The organism is Oceanobacter mangrovi (assembly GCF_019740315.1).
GTDB lineage: Bacteria > Pseudomonadota > Gammaproteobacteria > Pseudomonadales > Oceanobacteraceae > Oceanobacter > Oceanobacter mangrovi.
In genome coordinates this window covers 67,352-85,076 of the sequence record NZ_JAHXZR010000002.1, presented here as the reverse complement: position 1 = coordinate 85,076, position 17,725 = coordinate 67,352, and the positions used below count along the sequence as shown (strand labels likewise).

The window sequence follows — 17,725 nt, the reverse complement described above, 5'->3', positions numbered from 1 at the left end:
GCCGCAAGTCCTACGAATACCACCCGAAGCAAGGCGGATCAGTACGGCTCTACCCCATAAAAAAGGACTCTCAGGGTAACCTGGTTGAAACTGACGCCATCAAGCGGTCAGTGATACAGGCGAAGCTATCAGCAGACGCCAACCTGGTTAAACGAGAGGACATGAACTGGCTGTTCGACAACTACAGTAAGAGCATCCAGTTCGCCCGCCTGTCCTTCCAGACCAAACAAGGGGATGAAATCCGCCTGCGGAGAATCAGACTCGTGTTTGGCGCCATGCTCCCCAGCAAAGTCACCAGCGGCCATGTGCGGCAGTACATGGACAAGATCGGCGAAACCGCCCCGGTATCCGCCAACAGGGATCATGGATTCCTGTCCCGCGTATTCAGCTGGGCCAAAGAACGCAACATAGTCAAAGACAACCCGGTCAGGGACGTGAAGAAGTTTCCGGAATCGCCAAGAGACAGGTATGTCGAAGATTGGGAATATGACCTGGTATATCGGGTGGCCCTGACAACCGCCTATCCCTGGATAGCCCCAATGATGGAAATCGCCTATCTCTGCCGCATGAGATCTCAGGAAATCCGGCACCTGGCCACTGACCGTCACCTGCTGCCTGAAGGTATCTTCGTTGAACGGGGCAAAGGCTCGTCCAATGAGATAACGCTCTGGTCTGAACGGCTTGAGAAAGCCGTAAAACTCGCTGAGGAATTGCTTGGCAAAGCCAAACAAACCGAAAACGCCCCACTATTCCCCGCCCGATCCGGCGGGTTCATATCCAAGACTGCTTTCAGTTCAGCCTGGCGTCGGGTACGAGAGAAGGCCACAACCGAAGGCATCATGATTGATGGTGTGCAAACCGTCCTCACCCACAGGTTCAACTTCCACGATCTGAAGGCCAAGGGAGTGACCGATCACGAAACCAAAGCCAGCGGCCACAAGACCAAAAAAATGCAAGCTATCTATGATCGCAAGCCAGCACAAACGAAGGCCACACGTTAGAAAACTGTACGGACGTACAACTGTATATTAGGCGAGATATTAGGTTTAAATTAGGCGAGGACTAAAACCGGCAAAGACCGATTTTATAACTTATTGAAAAGTAAGGAGAAAATTGGTCGGGACGGCGGGATTTGAACTCGCGACCCCTTGCACCCCATGCAAGTGCGCTACCAGGCTGCGCTACGCCCCGACACAGCTTGAATCAGACGATTCAAGTGTCACGCATTATACTCAAGTCTTTGATAGATGGAAGTTTTTTATGGCGTTTCCAGCAGGGCAGCCAGCTCTTTAAGGTCGGCCAGCATGGATTTGATCAGCGCCTGATCCATCACCGCAGCGTTGGGGCTGTCTTCGCCTTGCAGCCGCTGCCTGGCGCCTTGAATGGTGTAGCCTTCACCGTACAGCAGTTCGCGGATTTCGCGTACCAGCAGGACATCCTGACGTTGGTAATAGCGGCGATTGCCTCGGCGTTTAACCGGGCTGAGTTGGGGAAATTCCTGCTCCCAGTAACGTAATACATGAGGTTTTACGTCACACAAGTCGCTAACTTCACCAATGGTGAAGTAGCGCTTGGCAGGAATTGGTGGGAGTTCGTTATTGTGACTGGGTTCCAGCATACGCCTCTACCCGCACTTTCAGCTTTTGGCCGGGTTTGAACGTCACGACCCGGCGAGCTGAAATCGGAATTTCTTCGCCGGTTTTCGGATTACGACCGGGACGCTGGCGCTTGTCACGCAAGTCGAAGTTGCCAAATCCTGACAACTTCACCTGCTCGTTGCGACGGAGACTGTCGCGGATCTCATCAAAGAAGAGATCCACCATTTCCTTCGCTTCGCGCTTGTTAAGACCAAGTTCCTCGAACAGTTTTTCTGCCAGTTCGGCTTTGGTCAAGGCAGTCATGCTAACCCCTTAGCGTTGCTCCAAGTTGCTGCTCGAGCTGTTGCAACACAGCCTCGACAGAATCGTTCACTTCCTGATCAGTAAGAGTGCGTGAAGGATGCTGCCAGGTCAAGCCCAGTGCGAGACTTTTCTTATCAGGATCAATGCCTTTGCCGGTATAGACGTCAAACAGGTTGAGCTTTGTGAGGTACTCCCCTGCCTGCAAACGAATTTGCTCCAGTACGTCGTCTACCTGAACATTCTGGTCAACTACCAGAGCCAGGTCGCGGCGCATTTCAGGGAATTTCGACAGTTCGGCAAAAGATGGCACGGAGGTCTTCAGCAGCAGTTCCAGATCCAGCTGTACCACGTAAATAGTTTGCTTGATGTCGACGGCTTTCTGGGTTGCCGGATGCAGCGCACCCATCCAGCCCAGCTCAACCCACTCGCCATCCAGCCACTTGTCGATACGAGCGCTCTGGCCCGGGTGCAGGGCGGAATGCTTGTCGGCGACGAAACGGAAGTAATCCAGCGATGCGGTACGTGCAAGCAGGGCTTCAACGTCGCCTTTGACATCGAAGAAATCAACGGCCGTTGGCGTTTCAGTCCAGCCTTGTGGCAAACGGCTACCGGTTGCCAGCATTGCCAGTGTTGGTTTCTGTTCCAGACCTTCTTCGCTGGAAACGAAACGCAGACCGGTTTCGAACAGGCGTACACGGCTCTGCTGACGCTTGAGGTTGTAACCTGCTGCCGGTACCAGGCCTGCCCATAAGTTGGTACGCATTACCGACATTTCCGAGGAAATCGGGTTCAGCAGCTTCAGCCCTGGCAGATCCGGGTCCAGCGCCTTTTGCATGGCAGGATCAACAAAGCTGTAGGTAATGGCTTCGTGGTAACCACGGGCAACCATCATACGACGCACGTCAAAAACGGTGATCTTGTCTTCTGGTGCTTGCGCCAGTGGCACAGCCGCGATTGGTGTACGTACTGGCAGACGGTTGTAACCGTAAATACGTGCCAGTTCTTCGATCAGGTCAGATTCGATTGCCATGTCGAAACGGTAGCTGGGCGCAACGGCCTTCCAACCGCCTTCGACAGTCTCAACCTGCATGCCCAGACGGGTCAGGATGTCTTCAACTTCACTGTCTTCAAAGCTCAGTCCCAGCACCAGCTCGATACGGGATTTGCGCAGGGTGATTTCGGCAGCTTTTGGCAAATGCTCTTCCGAAGCCACTTCCACCACAGGGCCTGGCTGGCCGCCGCAGATCTCTACAATCAGCTGGGTCGCACGCTCAATGGCACTACGGGCCAGTTGATAATCGACACCGCGCTCAAAGCGGTGGGATGAATCAGTATGCAGACCGTGGGCACGCGCCTTGCCAGCAATCACAATCGGATTGAAGAAAGCCGCTTCCAGCATCAGGTCGCTGGTATCTTCAGCAACACCGGAGAACTCTCCGCCCATCACACCAGCCAACGCCAGTGGTTTGGCATGGTCAGCAATGACCAGGGTGTCGCTCGACAATTCGATTTCCTGACCGTCCAGCAGGGTCAGCTTTTCACCCTGCTCGGCCATACGGGCACGAATGCCTCCATCAATACGCGCCAGGTCAAAGGCGTGCATTGGCTGGCCCAATTCCAGCAGAATGAAGTTGGTGATATCGACCACGGGGTCGATGGAGCGCACGCCACCGCGACGCAACTTTTCAACCATCCAAAGCGGAGTTTCAGCCTTGATGTTAACACCGCGAACGATACGGCCACAGTAACGAGGACAGGCATCCGGGGCGCTAACTTCAATGTTCGGAACGTCGTCGATCACAGCGGCTACAGCGTCAATCGCCGGACCTTGTACGTCGGCCTTGAACAGCAAACCGGTTTCACGGGCCAGCCCAGCAATACTCAGACAGTCAGCGCGGTTTGGTGTCAGGTCAACGTCGATGATGTTGTCGTCCAGACCCAGGTATTCACGGAAATCGGTGCCAACCGGTGCGGAGTCTGGCAGTTCCATCAGGCCATCATTGGCGTCAGAAATACCCAGTTCTTTTTCAGCACACAACATGCCGAATGACTCTACGCCACGCAGTTTGGCTTTCTTGATCTTGAAGTCGCCCGGTAAAACCGCACCGATTTTGGCGAACGGAATCTTCAGACCGGCACGAACGTTCGGTGCACCACAGACGATCTGGAAGGTTTCAGTGCCGTCAGTCACCTGACACAGGCTCAATTTGTCGGCATCCGGGTGCTGTTCACGAGTCACCACCTGACCCACCACAACACCGGAGAATTCACCGGCAACGGCTTCTACACCATCAACCTCAAGGCCAGCCAGAGTGATCTGGTCAACCAGTTCTTGTGTACTTGCATTGGGCTGCACCCATTCGCGCAACCACTGTTCACTGAATTTCATTGTCTTACCTTCTATGGTTGCCGGTATTAACGGAATTGCTGCAGGAAACGCAGGTCATTTTCGAAGAACAGGCGGAGGTCGTTTACGCCATAACGCAACATGGCCAAACGCTCGACGCCCATACCAAACGCGAAACCTGTGTATTCTTCAGGGTCAATACCAACGTGTTTGAAGACGTTTGGATGCACCATGCCGCAACCGCCAACTTCCAGCCAGCGACGCTTGGTACCTTCCGGCGTTTCAATCACCCACTCGATGTCAATTTCAGCAGACGGCTCAGTGAACGGAAAATAGGACGGACGCAAACGCACCACCACGTCACGTTCGAAGAACACGCTCATCAGCTGCTGCAGGGTGCCTTTCAGATCCGCAAAGCTTACGCCCTTGTCGACCAGCAAGCCTTCAACCTGGTGGAACATTGGCGAGTGGGTCTGATCGTAGTCGCAACGGTAAACGCGACCCGGACAAATCAGACGAATTGGCGGCTGCTGCACTTCCATGGTACGCACCTGCACCGGCGAGGTATGGGTACGCAGCAGAGTGCTGGCATTAAAGTAGAAGGTGTCGTGCATGGCACGAGCCGGATGGTGCGACGGAATGTTGAGCGCTTCGAAGTTGTGGAAGTCGTCTTCGATTTCCGGGCCTTCGGCAACATCATAACCAGCGTTGCGGAAGAAGGTTTCGATGCGTTCCAGCGTGCGGGTAACCGGGTGCAGGCTGCCTTCCTGAACCGCACGACCTGGCAAGGTCACATCAACCGATTCAGCTGCCAGACGGGCTTCCAGTGCTGCTGTTTCCAGAGCATCCTTACGCACATTGATGGCATCCTGAACCTGATCTTTGGCTTCGTTGATCACAGCACCGATTTTCGGTCGATCTTCCGCAGCCACGTTACCCAGATTCTTCATCAGGGCAGAGATTTCGCCTTTTTTACCCAGATACTGAACTCGAACCTGATCCAGTGCAGCCACATCCTGAGCAGCGGATACGGCGGCGAGGGCTTGTTGGGTCAGGGCCTCAAGGTTTTCCATCGCTGATTCCATCGTTTACTTGAATTTGGACAAAAAAATAGGGGAATCGCCGCAGCTCATCCCCTATTTCGTTTGCCTTGTCAGAGCTCAAAGAGCTGATGAGAAGGCTGAATTCGGCGTTGCTTCAATCGGCAGTCAGAGACTGCCGATGTGGCAGGCCTGAGAAATTACAGGCTAGCCTTGGCTTTTTCAACCAGAGCTGCAAACGCTGCTTTCTCGTTTACTGCCAGGTCAGCCAGAACCTTACGGTCGATTTCAACAGCGGCTTTTTTCAGACCGTTGATGAACTTGCTGTAAGACAGACCGTTCTGACGAGCACCCGCGTTGATACGAGCGATCCACAGTTGACGGAATTGACGCTTGCGCTGACGACGGTCACGGTAAGCGTACTGACCTGCTTTGATGACAGCTTGCTTGGCAACACGGAATACACGTGAACGTGCACCGTAGTAACCTTTAGCCAGCTTCATGATTTTCTTGTGACGACGACGAGCGATTACACCACGTTTTACGCGAGCCATATTCTATCTCCTGGACTTAAAGGTTAGGCAACATGCGGATTACAAGCTTCTTGTCTGACGCATGCAGTTGTGACATGCCGCGCAGATGACGCTTACGCTTGGTGCTCTTCTTGGTCAGGATGTGGCTGCGGAAAGCATTACGGTGTTTGAAGCCGTTAGCAGTCTTTTTGAAGCGCTTGGCTGCGCCGCTCTTAGTTTTGATCTTAGGCATTTTGGTACTCCAATAATAATGACGCGCACAGAAACTAAGACCCTGTACTACGTCTGCCGCTACACCCGCTCTGGCCCCAGGTCATACGATCCGGGGTTGGTCGGGATCTGTTCTGTAGTCGGTAGAAAAACAGAAACCCCGGCATACACCGAGGTTTCTGTCGTTCGTTTGAATTAACCGAACTACTTCTTCTTCGCTGGGGCAATCACCATAACCATCTGGCGACCTTCCAGTTTTGGACGCTGTTCGACAGTGCCGATATCGGTTAAATCCGATTCAACACGGTTCAACAGGTCCATACCAATGTCCTGGTGGGCCATTTCACGGCCGCGGAAGCGCAACGAAACTTTTGCTTTGTTGCCGTCTTCCAGGAATCGTTTGAGGTTACGCAGTTTGATCTGGTAATCCCCTTCGTCAGTGCCAGGGCGGAATTTCATTTCCTTGATCTGAACCTGATGCTGACGTTTTTTGGCTTCGGCTTTCTGCTTTTTCTCTTCGTAAAGCTTCTTACCAAAGTCCATAACCTTGCAGACAATCGGGTCACCGTCCGAAATTTGCACCAGATCCAGCTCAGCCTCTTCGGCTGCTGCCAGTGCATCACGGATGCTAACGATACCTACCTGATTGCCATCGGCACCAATCAATCGGACCTCTGTAGCCCGAATCTGATCATTGATGGCGGCGCGGTTATCGTTACGGCCGCCTCTTCTGTTGTCGCGTCTGATACTCAGCTCTCCATTCCAAACCGTCCGCGCTGGGAGATAGCACTATCCAGGAGGTCTTGGAATGCTTCAACGGACATTACGCCGAGGTCTTCTCCCTTACGAGTGCGCACAGCTACGGTGTTGGCTTCAACTTCTTTATCCCCTACCACAAGCAGGTAAGGTACCTTGTGCAAAGTGTGCTCGCGGATTTTAAAGCCGATCTTCTCGTTTCTCAAGTCCGCAGCTGCACGATATCCCTTTTCTTTCAGAGATTTTGCAAGATTTTGGCAATATTCTGCCTGGTTGTCGGTAATATTCAGTACCGCAACCTGCTGAGGAGCCAGCCAGGGTGGCATTGCACCAGCATAGTGCTCAATCAGAATGCCGATAAAACGTTCAAATGAACCCAGAATCGCACGGTGCAACATCACCGGTGTCTTGCGCTCACCGTCTTCATCGACGAACTGGGCACCCAGACGTTCTGGCAGCATGAAGTCGAGCTGGATAGTACCGCACTGCCATACCCGATCGAGACAGTCACGCAGCGAGAATTCGATCTTCGGACCGTAGAAAGCACCTTCGCCCGGTTGCAGATCCCAATCCAGACCCGCAGCATTCAGGGCATCTTCAAGCGCTGCCTCAGCACGATCCCACAACTCTTCAGCCCCAATACGACCTTCCGGACGAGTAGACAGCTTCATTTCAACATTGTCGAAACCGAAGTCCTTGTACACGCCCAGCGTCAGTTTGATGAAGTCCGCAGCTTCCTGGCGAATCTGGCTTTCCGAAACGAAGATGTGCGCATCATCCTGGGTAAAACCACGTACACGCATAATGCCGTGCAGTGCACCGGATGGTTCGTTACGGTGACAGGAACCGAATTCAGCCAGACGCAGCGGCAGATCGCGGTAGCTCTTCAGGCCCTGGTTAAACACCTGAATGTGACATGGGCAGTTCATCGGCTTGACCGCGTAGCTGCGCTTTTCAGATTCAGTAGTGAACATGGCATCCTGGTAGTGTTCCCAGTGGCCGGATTTTTCCCACAGGGTACGATCGACCACCTGAGGGGTCTTGATTTCCTGGTAACCTGCGTCGATTTGCACCTTACGCATGTACTGTTCCAGCACCTGCCAGACAGTCCAGCCGTTTGGATGCCAGAACACCATACCTGGCGCTTCTTCCTGCAAGTGGAACAGATCCAGCTGCTTGGCCAGTTTACGGTGGTCACGCTTTTCCGCTTCTTCGATGCGAGTCAGGTACGCCTTCAGATCTTTCTTGTCGTTCCAGGCAGTACCGTAAATACGTTGCAGCTGCTTGTTGTTGCTGTCACCGCGCCAGTAGGCACCGGAAACACGCTGCAGTTTGAACACCCGCATCACACGGGTATTCGGCACGTGCGGGCCAATACACATGTCGGTGTATTCTTCGTGGTGGTACAGACCCACTTCGGTCTCACCTTTTTCGATCAGGCCGTCAACCAGCTCAACCTTGTAATCTTCCTGGCGATCAACAAATACCCGACGCGCTTCTTTAATAGGCGTCATTTTCTTGATAACCGGATAATCCTTCTTGATCAGTTCCTGAATGCGCTTCTCAATGGTCGCGACGTCTTCAGGAGTAAAAGGACGCTCGTAGTCGATGTCGTAATAGAAACCGTTGTCGATCACCGGACCAATGGCCATTTTGGCGGTTGGGAACAGCTGCTTCACAGCGTGACCCACCAGGTGAGCAAAGGAGTGACGAATAACTTCCAGACCTTCCTGGTCACGTCCCGTGATCAGGCTTACCTCGGCGTCCTTGGTGATCAGTTCACAAGCGTCAACCAGCTTGCCATCAATACGACCACACACGGTTGCCTTGGCCAGACCAGGGCCAATGTCTTCAGCAACTTGCATGAGGGTAACCGGCTGCTCGAAAGTGCGTTGAGAGCCATCAGGAAGGGTAATAACAGGCATATCAAATCCTTGTCAGTGGTGGCCCCTACGACAGGCCACTTGCGTTTGCAAAAAATAAGGCCGTGTACTCTACCTATCCCCCAAAAGTCTGTAAACCAGCCATTGCCCTGTGGAAGGGCATGATCACAAATCGGTAACAAAACCGGGGCACAGCCCGACGAACCGTTGATCAACATTCAGTCGATAAAAGCACTATAACGCCTGCACTACACCTGTAGCAGCGTCGGATGGGCCGTGCCCATCACGCCGTTGGGCATGACCCAACCGGCACAGGCCGGGATTTGGAACCCAGGCAACCGGCTGGCTTGGGTATTGCTTCCTCCTTGTTATCTTTCAGTTACCGATCCCGGAATATGCAGCTGTCATCACCTCGTATCGAAAATGTCTGTTACCAGGAAGTGAATTCGTTTGCCGATTCGCTGTGCGCCTGGCCACAAGAATACGACCAGGTCAGCTGCGGTCGTTTTGAAGGGCATTTGCAGGATGTCGAACTGGCCGAGGTACGGCTGTTTCGTGAAACCATGAATTTATCAGTAGCTCAGCACACCCATACTCCAGCCGGTCGCATCAGCGTGCTGATTCCATTGCGCATCGAAAACAATGGTACCTCAGATCAGGCCCGCTGCATCTCGGGAAAAGGCGTCACCTTACTGCCCTACAACAGCGACTTCTTTTTTGTCGGGCCCGACAACACCGATTACATCGTCGTATCGGTTGAACAGCAACAACTGCAAGCCCTGCTCTCCGACGACGACCTGACGGATTTGTTGCAGGCACAACGCAGCTTTGAAGTGCGGGTAAAACCGGATGATCTGCGCCAATTGCAGCGCCATTGCCGCCTGCTGCTCGACAATCTGTTACGGCTGCAACAACAGCCAACCCGGCATGGCGAAACCAGCGAACAGGCATTGATCAGACAAACCGCCGAACGCCAGATGAGCCACCAGCTGATTGGCCTGGTGGTTGAGTTATTCGCCCGCTCACTCAAACGCGACAGTCGCCCACTCGGCAACCAGCATCATTTTCTGGTACGCCAAAGCCATGAATTTGTGTTGTCGGAAGCTGGCAGTAACGCCAGCGTGCTGGAGGTCTGCAAACACCTGAACGTGCCGCAACGCACGCTCAGCTACAGCTTTGAAAAAGTGGCTGGTTGCTCACCAGCGCAATATTTGCGTGCCGCCAGACTCAACGGCGTTCGCCGCGAACTGATCAGCAGCGACTTGCCAATCGGTGCCGTAGCGGCCAATTACGGCTTTTTCCATCCCGGCTATTTTGGTCAGGAGTACCGCCGCCTGTTTGGCGAAACGCCCAGCCAAACCCGCCAGTCATGCCTTCGCCAGGCTTTTTGAAGCTTGTGAGCCTGCGCTAACCACAGGAAACATGATGGCATCCGCCAGCCAATAAACCGCCGCTCCGCTAACCAACAGCAAGCCTGCCAGCCATTGATCGACCGTCAGCGGCAAGCTGAACCAGGCCGCTTCCACATAGGACGTCATTACCTGTGCGGGCATGACCATTTCAATCTGCCCCGTCCCATGCCCAGTTCCATTCACAGCCCTATTCCTATCCCCATTCACACCATCCATAGCCATCTGCATAGCCGCGGAGTAGTCCAACAGCCCAGCCATCATCAAGGCCCCACAAACCAGTAAAGGCAACACCATAAGGGCCGTCATACCCTTGATCACCACAGCGTTACGGCACACTGCCGATTGCCAGCATAACCAGAAACCCGACAGCGCCATCATCCATTTACCAACAGCGTACAACAGTGGGCTGGTCATCATCAGTCCATGCATATCCGGCAACATCCAGATCACCGACAGCAAGGCGATTACACCCGTAGCCAGCAGGCTGCCCCAACCGTCAGCAAACTGCGATGGCTGTGCTGGCGTAGAATCATCAACCGCGCCGAAATCCAGCTGCCGAACCTGGTAGTTAGCGGCCAACCACAACAGCGGCACCCAGAAATGCACCACCACGCTCTGCCAGCTATGCAACCACAGGGAATGGCGTGCCAACGGATCCAGCCAGGGATTCATCGCTACCACAAACAGGCTTGCCGCCAGCAGAAATAACAGTGGTGACTGGTGTAATCGGCCACGCCAGAGCGACCCGGCCAGCACCATCAGAATCAGCATCATTTCCAGCCATTGCATGGGCTTTCCTCCCCTGCCATTCCCCTGACCCGCCATCCCGGAGCTCGCAAGTGCGTCCGGGATGACCTTATTGTCGACGTGAGCAGCCTGACAACCCGGCTTCAGCCTTCGCCACAACAGGACGAGGAGCCGGCTTCATCAGCGACACCCACGCTGCGATGGTCTTTGCCACCCGGCAAATCCATGGCGGGATTCTGGTCGAAGAAGTTATTGGGCTTGAGATGAAAACCAACGTATTCCACCGGCATTACCGGGAAGTCTTCCGGTTTGCAGATATGGGTATGGCCGTAGGTGTGCCACAGCACAATGTCGGTATTTTCGACATTACGATCCTGCTGAATGTAATACGGCAGACCATCACCCTTGTTCTGGTTCGGGTACATGCCGGTGCCATAACGCTCGTTCGGGTCATATGGCGTGACCCAGACATGATTACTGGCGAATCCCGCGCGCTTGGCGATATAACTGCCCGGCCGCGCCAACATCACCGGATTATGCTCAGCCACCAGCTTGTAGCCCGTCGGGTTGCCAACCGAATTTTTGACGTTGGGGTTGATCACCTTCCAGAAACGGCCCGTCTGACCATTGGCCTGGCGAGCAGCCTGCTGTTCAGTTTGCAATGGTGTAATGGAGGTATTGAAGACGTTCCCCCAGGGATTCTGTTCGGCGTCTTCGCAAGGGCTGAAGTTGGTTTCCATAACCGTGTTCTGTTCGCCGTCGAGCATCATATGCAAGCGAGCACTGAAGAAATGCTGATGCGACGGCCCATAGATTTCCGGCGTCACCTTGCCAGCCGCATAACCCGGCGTAGTACCTGGCACCATGCCAGCCGTCTGGATAATCCCGGTGAGTTTGGTTTCCATCTGAATGGTGCCATCCTGGTACAGGTACCAGTAGAAGCCGTAGTCATAATTGCCCACGGTGCAGAAGAAGCTGATCACCAGCCGGCGCGAGCGACGCACTTCAAAGACATCGGTGCGGAATTCGTAATGCTTCCACAAGGTGCCGTAGTCTTCCTCATGCATACAAACGGCGTTTTTCATCACAAAGGCTTCGCCCTTGTCGTCCACCGCCGGAATATCAAAATAGTGAATCGCCCCCAGACAGTCACAGCCCAGTTCCAGCTGATTCGCCAAGCGGCCAAGACCGTATTCGCCACCATCAAAGGCGCATTTCCAATAATGATTCAGCGCGGTATCCGAATACGGCACCGCCATATCGGTGACACTGGCACGGTAGATAATCGGCCGTTTTTTACCCTTGTCGTGATAGCTCAGCTGATTCAGCGTCAGACCTTCACGAGGCGTAAAACCGACCCTGAATTCCCAGTTCTGCCAGCTGACCTTCCAGCCATCCACCTGAAAGCTGACCCCTTCCGGCTGAACGATATGCAGCGGTTTGACGGTATCCCGCGGCTCGCCTAACGACGGTGAGTCATAGTTCCGCTTGGTGGTTGGTATTGGCGTGTTTTTACCGTCGTCGAGCAGCTCAATCACCTTGCCTTCATTGAGGTCGATGATCGCCACCAGACCCTCAATCGGATGGGCATAACCGTTATCGGTGAATTTGTCGCGATGGAATGCCACCCCGCGCATCAGGCGCTTGCCCTTGTATTTGGGATCGTCGCCAAAATAACCGAATGACCAGGGATCAATCTGAATGTTTTCGATATCCGCATCGGTCAGACCGCGACGTTTGACCGCCGCACGCCAGTCCGGGTCGTTCTGCACAATCTCAACACAGGTGAAAAACTCTTCCACCATGATCGGGGCCTGACCCACCACTTCCGGGTCCAGCTGCCGCCAGTCGGTAACTTGCTTGCTGTTGAGATCGACCAGCGCCTCAAACATCTCGCCACTGGCTTTATCCAACACCGTCGCGAAGGCCACCCGCGAAAACGGCTGGCCCGGCTCAAAGGCCAGTACTTCCTCTTTCGGTGGTTCCTGCAGCTGCAAATACGGGAAACGGCAGGAGTCACCCAGCCCCTGGGATTCTTTCAGAATGGCGGCCGCCAACGACAACTCAGACAACGTCAGCGGGTCCAGTGGATGCTCGGCTACCGCAGCTTTGAGAATGGATTCCTTGGCAGAGGAACAACAGCTATCACTCATGGGGCTTCTCCTGATACACGAAAGACAATGCCTTCATGCTAGGGAGAGCGCATCTGAGCCTTTATCGCAAAGTGGCAAGATTTTATTGATCAAAGACAATCAAACTGGCGGGATACAGCTCTGCCAGTGACAAAGCCAACAAATGGATTTCAACAGCAGCCCGACCGAGACACCGCTATCCCAACAACTTGCGCACCATCTCCGCAGTACTGCCGACCCCGAATTTCTGCCGAATCACAGTCGCGCGATTGGCAACCGTTTTGGGGCTGATACCCAACTCATCAGCAATCACCTGATTGGTTTTGCCTTCCAGCAAACGATCAGCAATCTCACGCTCACGAGCGGGTAAGGCGGCCAACACGCCCGTTGCTTCCAATGGCATCTGACTGACCCGCCCACCCAGATTCAGCCGCGAAGCCATATCCGGGTCGATAAACTGCTCACCGGCATAAACCTGCTGAACGGCCGTGACCATCAATTGCGGCGAACTGGATTTCGACAGATAACCACTGGCTCCGGCCGCCAAAGCCTCACGCACCATGGCCGGTTCCTGATACATGCTGAACATCAGAATGCGCGCCTGCGGGTCCAGCCCGCAAATCTGTTTGCAGGCTTCAATGCCAGACATATCCGGCATATTGATGTCGAGCACCACCACATCCGGCCGCTGCTGAATAAACAGCAACACAGCATCGGTGCCGGAAGCGGCTTCGACCAGCTCAACGTCGGCGATCAACGCCTGCAATAACGCCTGATAGCCTTGCCGTACCACCGCATGATCATCCGCCAATAAAATTTTCATTCCCTGCCTTCTACTCCGGAATATCCGCTTTGCCACGCCTGCTTTATCACACCCGCTTAACCACCCCACTTGGCCACAGCACTTGGAAGAGTAGTCAGACTATTGTTGGTGAAAGTCTGTCAGGACGCCAGTCTGACCTCGACCCGGGTGCCCTTGCCGGGTTGTGAATGAATCTGACAGTCGCCACCTAACAGGGCCGCACGCTCCTGCATCGAACGAATCCCAAATCCGGCCGCAATAGCCTCTGATCCGATGCCATTGTCGACAACACAAAACTGCCAGCCAGCATCTGCCAGCCGTTCGGCACTGACAATCAGTTCCGAGGCCTGACCATGGCGAATGGCGTTATGAACGGCTTCCTGAATCAGCCGATACAACTGCGACGCCGCTTCGTTATCGAGGTGCGGCCAGTCGCCCAGCAACTGGCATTGCACCGGCCCGGCGTCTTCGAGGCCATCAAGCAATTCCTGAATCGCAGCCTGCAAACCAAGTTGCTCCAGCAGCACCGGGTAAAGGTTATGAATAATGCGCCGAAAGCCGCTCTGGATGGCATCGCAGCCCTGCAACAAGCGGCTGGAAGTTTGCTGTAAATCGCTGCTCTGGCCCGCCTGATACGGCACCAGAAAGGCCTGAGCCCGCATCGCGGTGACCTGCTGGCCAAGATCATCGTGCAGCTCACGCGCCAGCGCCGCCCGTTCATGTTCCTGCACGTTCATAATGGTACGGGTCAGCTGGCGGTTTTCTTCCCGCACCTGTTGCAGTGCCTGCGCCATATGATTGAAGTGCTCAGCCACCTGGCGGGCTTCCGGCAAGGCATAGTTCCCCAATCGGGTTTGTAACTCGCCGCGCTGAATCTGCTCCAGCGCTTTCAGCACGTCGGCCACCGGCTTGAGGCCGGTTTTCAACCCCAGATAAATGGCCAGATTCGACAGCAACGCCGCCAGCAGAAACAGCCAGAATACCCCGCTGGCTGACTCCCACACTTCCTGAATCTCATCACTGTCGTCCGGCACCAGAATCCGCTTTTCACCGTTACTGCCGGTAAACGCCAGCTGATAACCCCGGCCGGGATGATCGAACAGCTGTTCGAACCAGTTCGGTACAGCCAGCTCGGTCCTAGAGGCATCTTCCAGCAAGCGCACATGGCGCAAGCTGGTGCCAACCAGAGCCAGTATTTCCTGCGGCTTGCCCGACTGGATCAGAGCTTCGACCACAGGTTTCATGGCTTGCTGCTCACGAATCACATCGCTGCGGCCCTGTTCCAGCAGGGAAAACAGACTGAAAGCCAACGCCAGCAAAAACGCGCCGTTGACCATCAGCAGGATGCGGGCAATCACATTCATATCAGAACGCCACTTTTATGCCTGCCTTAAAGGTGCGCGGTGCGCCCGGGCCAACAAAACGGTCTTCATCAAAGCCCGGGTAAGCCGTCTCCAGCACTTCGTCAGCCTCGCCATAAACCCCGAAGGTTTCGTATTCCCGGTCGAAGACGTTAACCACCCGACCGTACACTTCCAGCCGCTCAGATGGTTCCCAGCCAGCCCGGAGGTTGACGATGGCGTAACCAGCCAGCTGGGCGTTTTCGTTGGCTTCATCGCCACGGAAGTACTGACTGCTGCGGTACTGCAAGTCGGCCCCAACAGACAACTCATCTAACGCCTGCCAGTCTGCCGCCAGCTTGACGACGTGATCCGGCAAGCCTGGAATATTGTCTCCGGCTTCAACCTGACGGTTCGTGCCTTGCGGATTATTCGGGCTGAATGACACAAACGGGGTTTCAAAGGTTGCTTTCATCCAGGTGTAGGCAGCGGCCAGTCGGACGGCTTCGAGTTCAGCCACCAGCCCCAGCTCAATGCCCTGCCGACGGGTTTTGCCAACGTTGGAGAAATAGCCTTCTGACGGCAAACCACCGGCTTGCTGGAACAGGATGTCATCATGGTTGGTACTGCGGAAAACCCCGGCACTCCAGCGCAGCGGTTGACCAGCATTGGAACGCACACCGGCTTCCCAGGACCTGGTCACCACCTGCTTCAGCGGCGGATCAGAAACAAAACCGTTGGGCAGCTTGCAAGGATCATTTTCGTCAGCGCAGCTCAGCTCAGCCGGTGTTGGTGCCCGCGAAGCCTCGCTGTAACTGGCGTACAGATTCATCGCATCCAGCTCGTAGGCAGCTCCCAACATGGGGTTAATCCGGCGGAAGCTGTGATTGCCATTCAGCGAACCCTCGCCGTCTTCCAGCTGGTCGTCCATACGGATATGGGTGTGGTTATAACGGGCACCGGCGGTCAGGCTCAGCTGCTCCGTGACAGACAGGGTGTCCGTCACAAACAGCCCCAGATTGCGGCTGCGGGTTTTCAGATGCACTTCGGATTCCGCATCGTACAAACCAATGCCGCTGACACCCCGGTCGTCGCTGGCCGAGTCATTGCGCAGCACCGCGAATTCCGTGCGCGAGCGGAAATCAATCTCCGCCTGATCGTAGCTGAAGCCCACCGCCAGCAGGTTTTCCAGATCATCCGAGCCGATGGTCAAAGGTGCGGACGAGCTGAGCTGCAATGACAAACCCAGACTGTCTTGCTCGGTACGGGAAGTGTTGAGGGTACCGTCGAGTTCGTCGGCATCAACATCCAGCCCCAGCTCGGCGGCAATGGCTTCCAGTGAAGCGTCGTCATAACCAACAAATTCAACCGCCTCACCCACCTGGTCATCATCGCCTTCACAGAGGGTTTCTTCGCTGCCGCTCAAACATTCTTCGTAGTCGGAATCGTCGCCGTTAAGGGTGTTGGTCAGATTAGAGCGCAGGTAGAGGTTACCGGCCAGCTGCAAATCATCCGACAACCAGTGTTCCCCATCGAGGGCAAAGAAGTGCAGCCGGTTTTCCGTCTGGTCTGGCTGGGTATAAATAGCCTCACGACCTTCCAGTTCCATCAAGGCCGCTGGCACTGCACCGTTGCCGGTCATACGGTTGTTAGCCACCAGCGCGGTGAAATCCAGCTCGGAATCATCATTGCGCCAGCTCAACACCGTCATGGCCTGTCGAATATTGCTGCCGGAATGATCCCGCCAACCATCTTCTTTCTCGCCATTCAGCAGCAGGAAATAACCGACTTCGCCGCCGACACCCGCTGTCTTATCCAGCCAGCGCGAACCACCCGACTGGAATTGGGCCTGACGATAACCATACTGACCAGCGCCCAACTCCAGCTCATTACCGGCATGGTCAAAGCCATCCTTGGTTGCCATCGATAGCGAGCCACCGAGGGTATTCTGACCAAACAAGGGGTTGGAACCGGAATGCAGCGCCATGCTGCTGACGGCGTCGGTCGGAATCAGGTCCCAGTTAACCGCGTCACCGAACGGCTCATTCACCCGAATACCGTTCATATAAACCGACACGCCCTGAGGCAGCCCCAGCAGTGGCGACGCAGTAAAACCACGATATTGCACGTCCGGCTGGTAGTTATTATTAATGGCTTCGTTGATGGTCACTGAACCCAGCTGGTACCTCAGGTGCTCGGCAATACTCTGGGCCTGGGTACGCTCAAGATCATCAGCGCTCAACTGCTGTACCGGCGCCACCAGCTTGTTGGCACTGATGCCAACGCTTTCGATTGGCGTCGCCGTGACCACGATTTCTTCCATCGGGTCGTCGCGATCTTCCGCCAGGGCAAAAGGACTAACCGTCGCCAGCAGGATGGAACAACCCAGCGAAGTTCTGGCAAACGCTGCCCGCCCCTGGCCAGAACCTGCGTTAGATAAGGAAATTTTTGAGCTGGAAAAATCCGCCGCACTCTTCATGAAATTGCCTTGTTGTTATTATTTCAGTCAGGCCATTGTGATTAAGTGTGGTCCAGAAATAACTGCCACCAGAGACAGGGTTTGACTGGCTGTTACGGCTAGCCGGGGGGGATGGGGAATAGTTCCCGAAAATTCCCGCCACC

General features: G+C 54.7%; 15 protein-coding genes and 1 tRNA gene. 2 read left to right on the top strand and 14 right to left on the bottom strand.

Annotation, left to right across the window (positions count from 1 at the left end):
* Positions 1-161 precede the first annotated feature (161 nt).
* Positions 162-1,001, top strand: a complete 840-nt coding sequence (locus tag K6123_RS04505) for a site-specific integrase (protein WP_221794596.1) — start codon at positions 162-164, stop codon at positions 999-1,001.
* A gap of 113 nt (positions 1,002-1,114) precedes the next feature.
* Here K6123_RS04505 and K6123_RS04500 read toward each other — a convergent pair.
* From K6123_RS04500 to thrS, 9 genes are all read right to left on the bottom strand, one after another.
* Positions 1,115-1,191, bottom strand: a tRNA-Pro gene (locus K6123_RS04500).
* A gap of 67 nt (positions 1,192-1,258) precedes the next feature.
* Complete coding sequence (locus K6123_RS04495) at positions 1,259-1,618, bottom strand: MerR family transcriptional regulator (RefSeq protein WP_221794594.1); 360 nt, start codon at positions 1,616-1,618, stop codon at positions 1,259-1,261.
* The gene (ihfA, locus tag K6123_RS04490) at positions 1,596-1,901 is read right to left on the bottom strand and encodes an integration host factor subunit alpha (protein ID WP_221794593.1); all 306 of its coding nucleotides are present in this window, start codon (positions 1,899-1,901) and stop codon (positions 1,596-1,598) included. The genes K6123_RS04495 and ihfA overlap by 23 nt, the downstream gene beginning before the upstream one ends.
* Position 1,902: 1 nt before the next feature.
* Entirely contained in the window at positions 1,903-4,290 is a 2,388-nt protein-coding gene (gene pheT, locus K6123_RS04485) for a phenylalanine--tRNA ligase subunit beta (protein ID WP_221794591.1), read from the bottom strand.
* Between the two features lie 26 nt (positions 4,291-4,316).
* A complete protein-coding gene (gene pheS, locus K6123_RS04480; protein ID WP_221794589.1) occupies positions 4,317-5,321 on the bottom strand; it encodes a phenylalanine--tRNA ligase subunit alpha in 1,005 nt (334 codons plus the stop codon).
* 167 nt (positions 5,322-5,488) lie between these two features.
* Entirely contained in the window at positions 5,489-5,842 is a 354-nt protein-coding gene (gene rplT, locus K6123_RS04475) for a 50S ribosomal protein L20 (protein ID WP_221794587.1), read from the bottom strand.
* 16 nt (positions 5,843-5,858) lie between these two features.
* Entirely contained in the window at positions 5,859-6,053 is a 195-nt protein-coding gene (gene rpmI, locus K6123_RS04470) for a 50S ribosomal protein L35 (RefSeq protein WP_221794585.1), read from the bottom strand.
* Positions 6,054-6,235: 182 nt separating this feature from the next.
* Complete coding sequence (gene infC, locus K6123_RS04465) at positions 6,236-6,778, bottom strand: translation initiation factor IF-3 (RefSeq protein ID WP_221795574.1); 543 nt, start codon at positions 6,776-6,778, stop codon at positions 6,236-6,238.
* 2 nt (positions 6,779-6,780) lie between these two features.
* Positions 6,781-8,712, bottom strand: a complete 1,932-nt coding sequence (thrS, locus tag K6123_RS04460; protein WP_221794583.1) for a threonine--tRNA ligase — start codon at positions 8,710-8,712, stop codon at positions 6,781-6,783.
* Between the two features lie 353 nt (positions 8,713-9,065).
* Between thrS and K6123_RS04455 the strand changes: the two genes are divergently transcribed.
* Positions 9,066-10,061, top strand: a complete 996-nt coding sequence (locus K6123_RS04455) for a helix-turn-helix domain-containing protein (protein WP_221794581.1) — start codon at positions 9,066-9,068, stop codon at positions 10,059-10,061.
* Here K6123_RS04455 and K6123_RS04450 read toward each other — a convergent pair.
* From K6123_RS04450 to K6123_RS04430, 5 genes are all read right to left on the bottom strand, one after another.
* Positions 10,038-10,871, bottom strand: coding sequence for a hypothetical protein (locus K6123_RS04450; protein ID WP_221794579.1), 834 nt, complete (start codon positions 10,869-10,871; stop codon positions 10,038-10,040). The two genes, K6123_RS04455 and K6123_RS04450, sit on opposite strands and share 24 nt — an antisense overlap.
* Before the next feature lie 101 nt (positions 10,872-10,972).
* Complete coding sequence (locus K6123_RS04445) at positions 10,973-12,982, bottom strand: primary-amine oxidase (protein ID WP_221794577.1); 2,010 nt, start codon at positions 12,980-12,982, stop codon at positions 10,973-10,975.
* Positions 12,983-13,157: 175 nt separating this feature from the next.
* Positions 13,158-13,784, bottom strand: a complete 627-nt coding sequence (locus K6123_RS04440; protein ID WP_221794575.1) for a response regulator transcription factor — start codon at positions 13,782-13,784, stop codon at positions 13,158-13,160.
* Between the two features lie 119 nt (positions 13,785-13,903).
* Positions 13,904-15,127 carry a HAMP domain-containing sensor histidine kinase gene (locus K6123_RS04435; RefSeq protein ID WP_221794573.1) on the bottom strand — a complete coding sequence of 408 codons (1,224 nt, stop codon included), beginning with the start codon at positions 15,125-15,127 and terminating at the stop codon, positions 13,904-13,906.
* Between the two features lies 1 nt (position 15,128).
* Positions 15,129-17,582 carry a TonB-dependent receptor gene (locus tag K6123_RS04430; protein ID WP_221794572.1) on the bottom strand — a complete coding sequence of 818 codons (2,454 nt, stop codon included), beginning with the start codon at positions 17,580-17,582 and terminating at the stop codon, positions 15,129-15,131.
* Between the last annotated feature and the right edge of the window lie 143 nt (positions 17,583-17,725).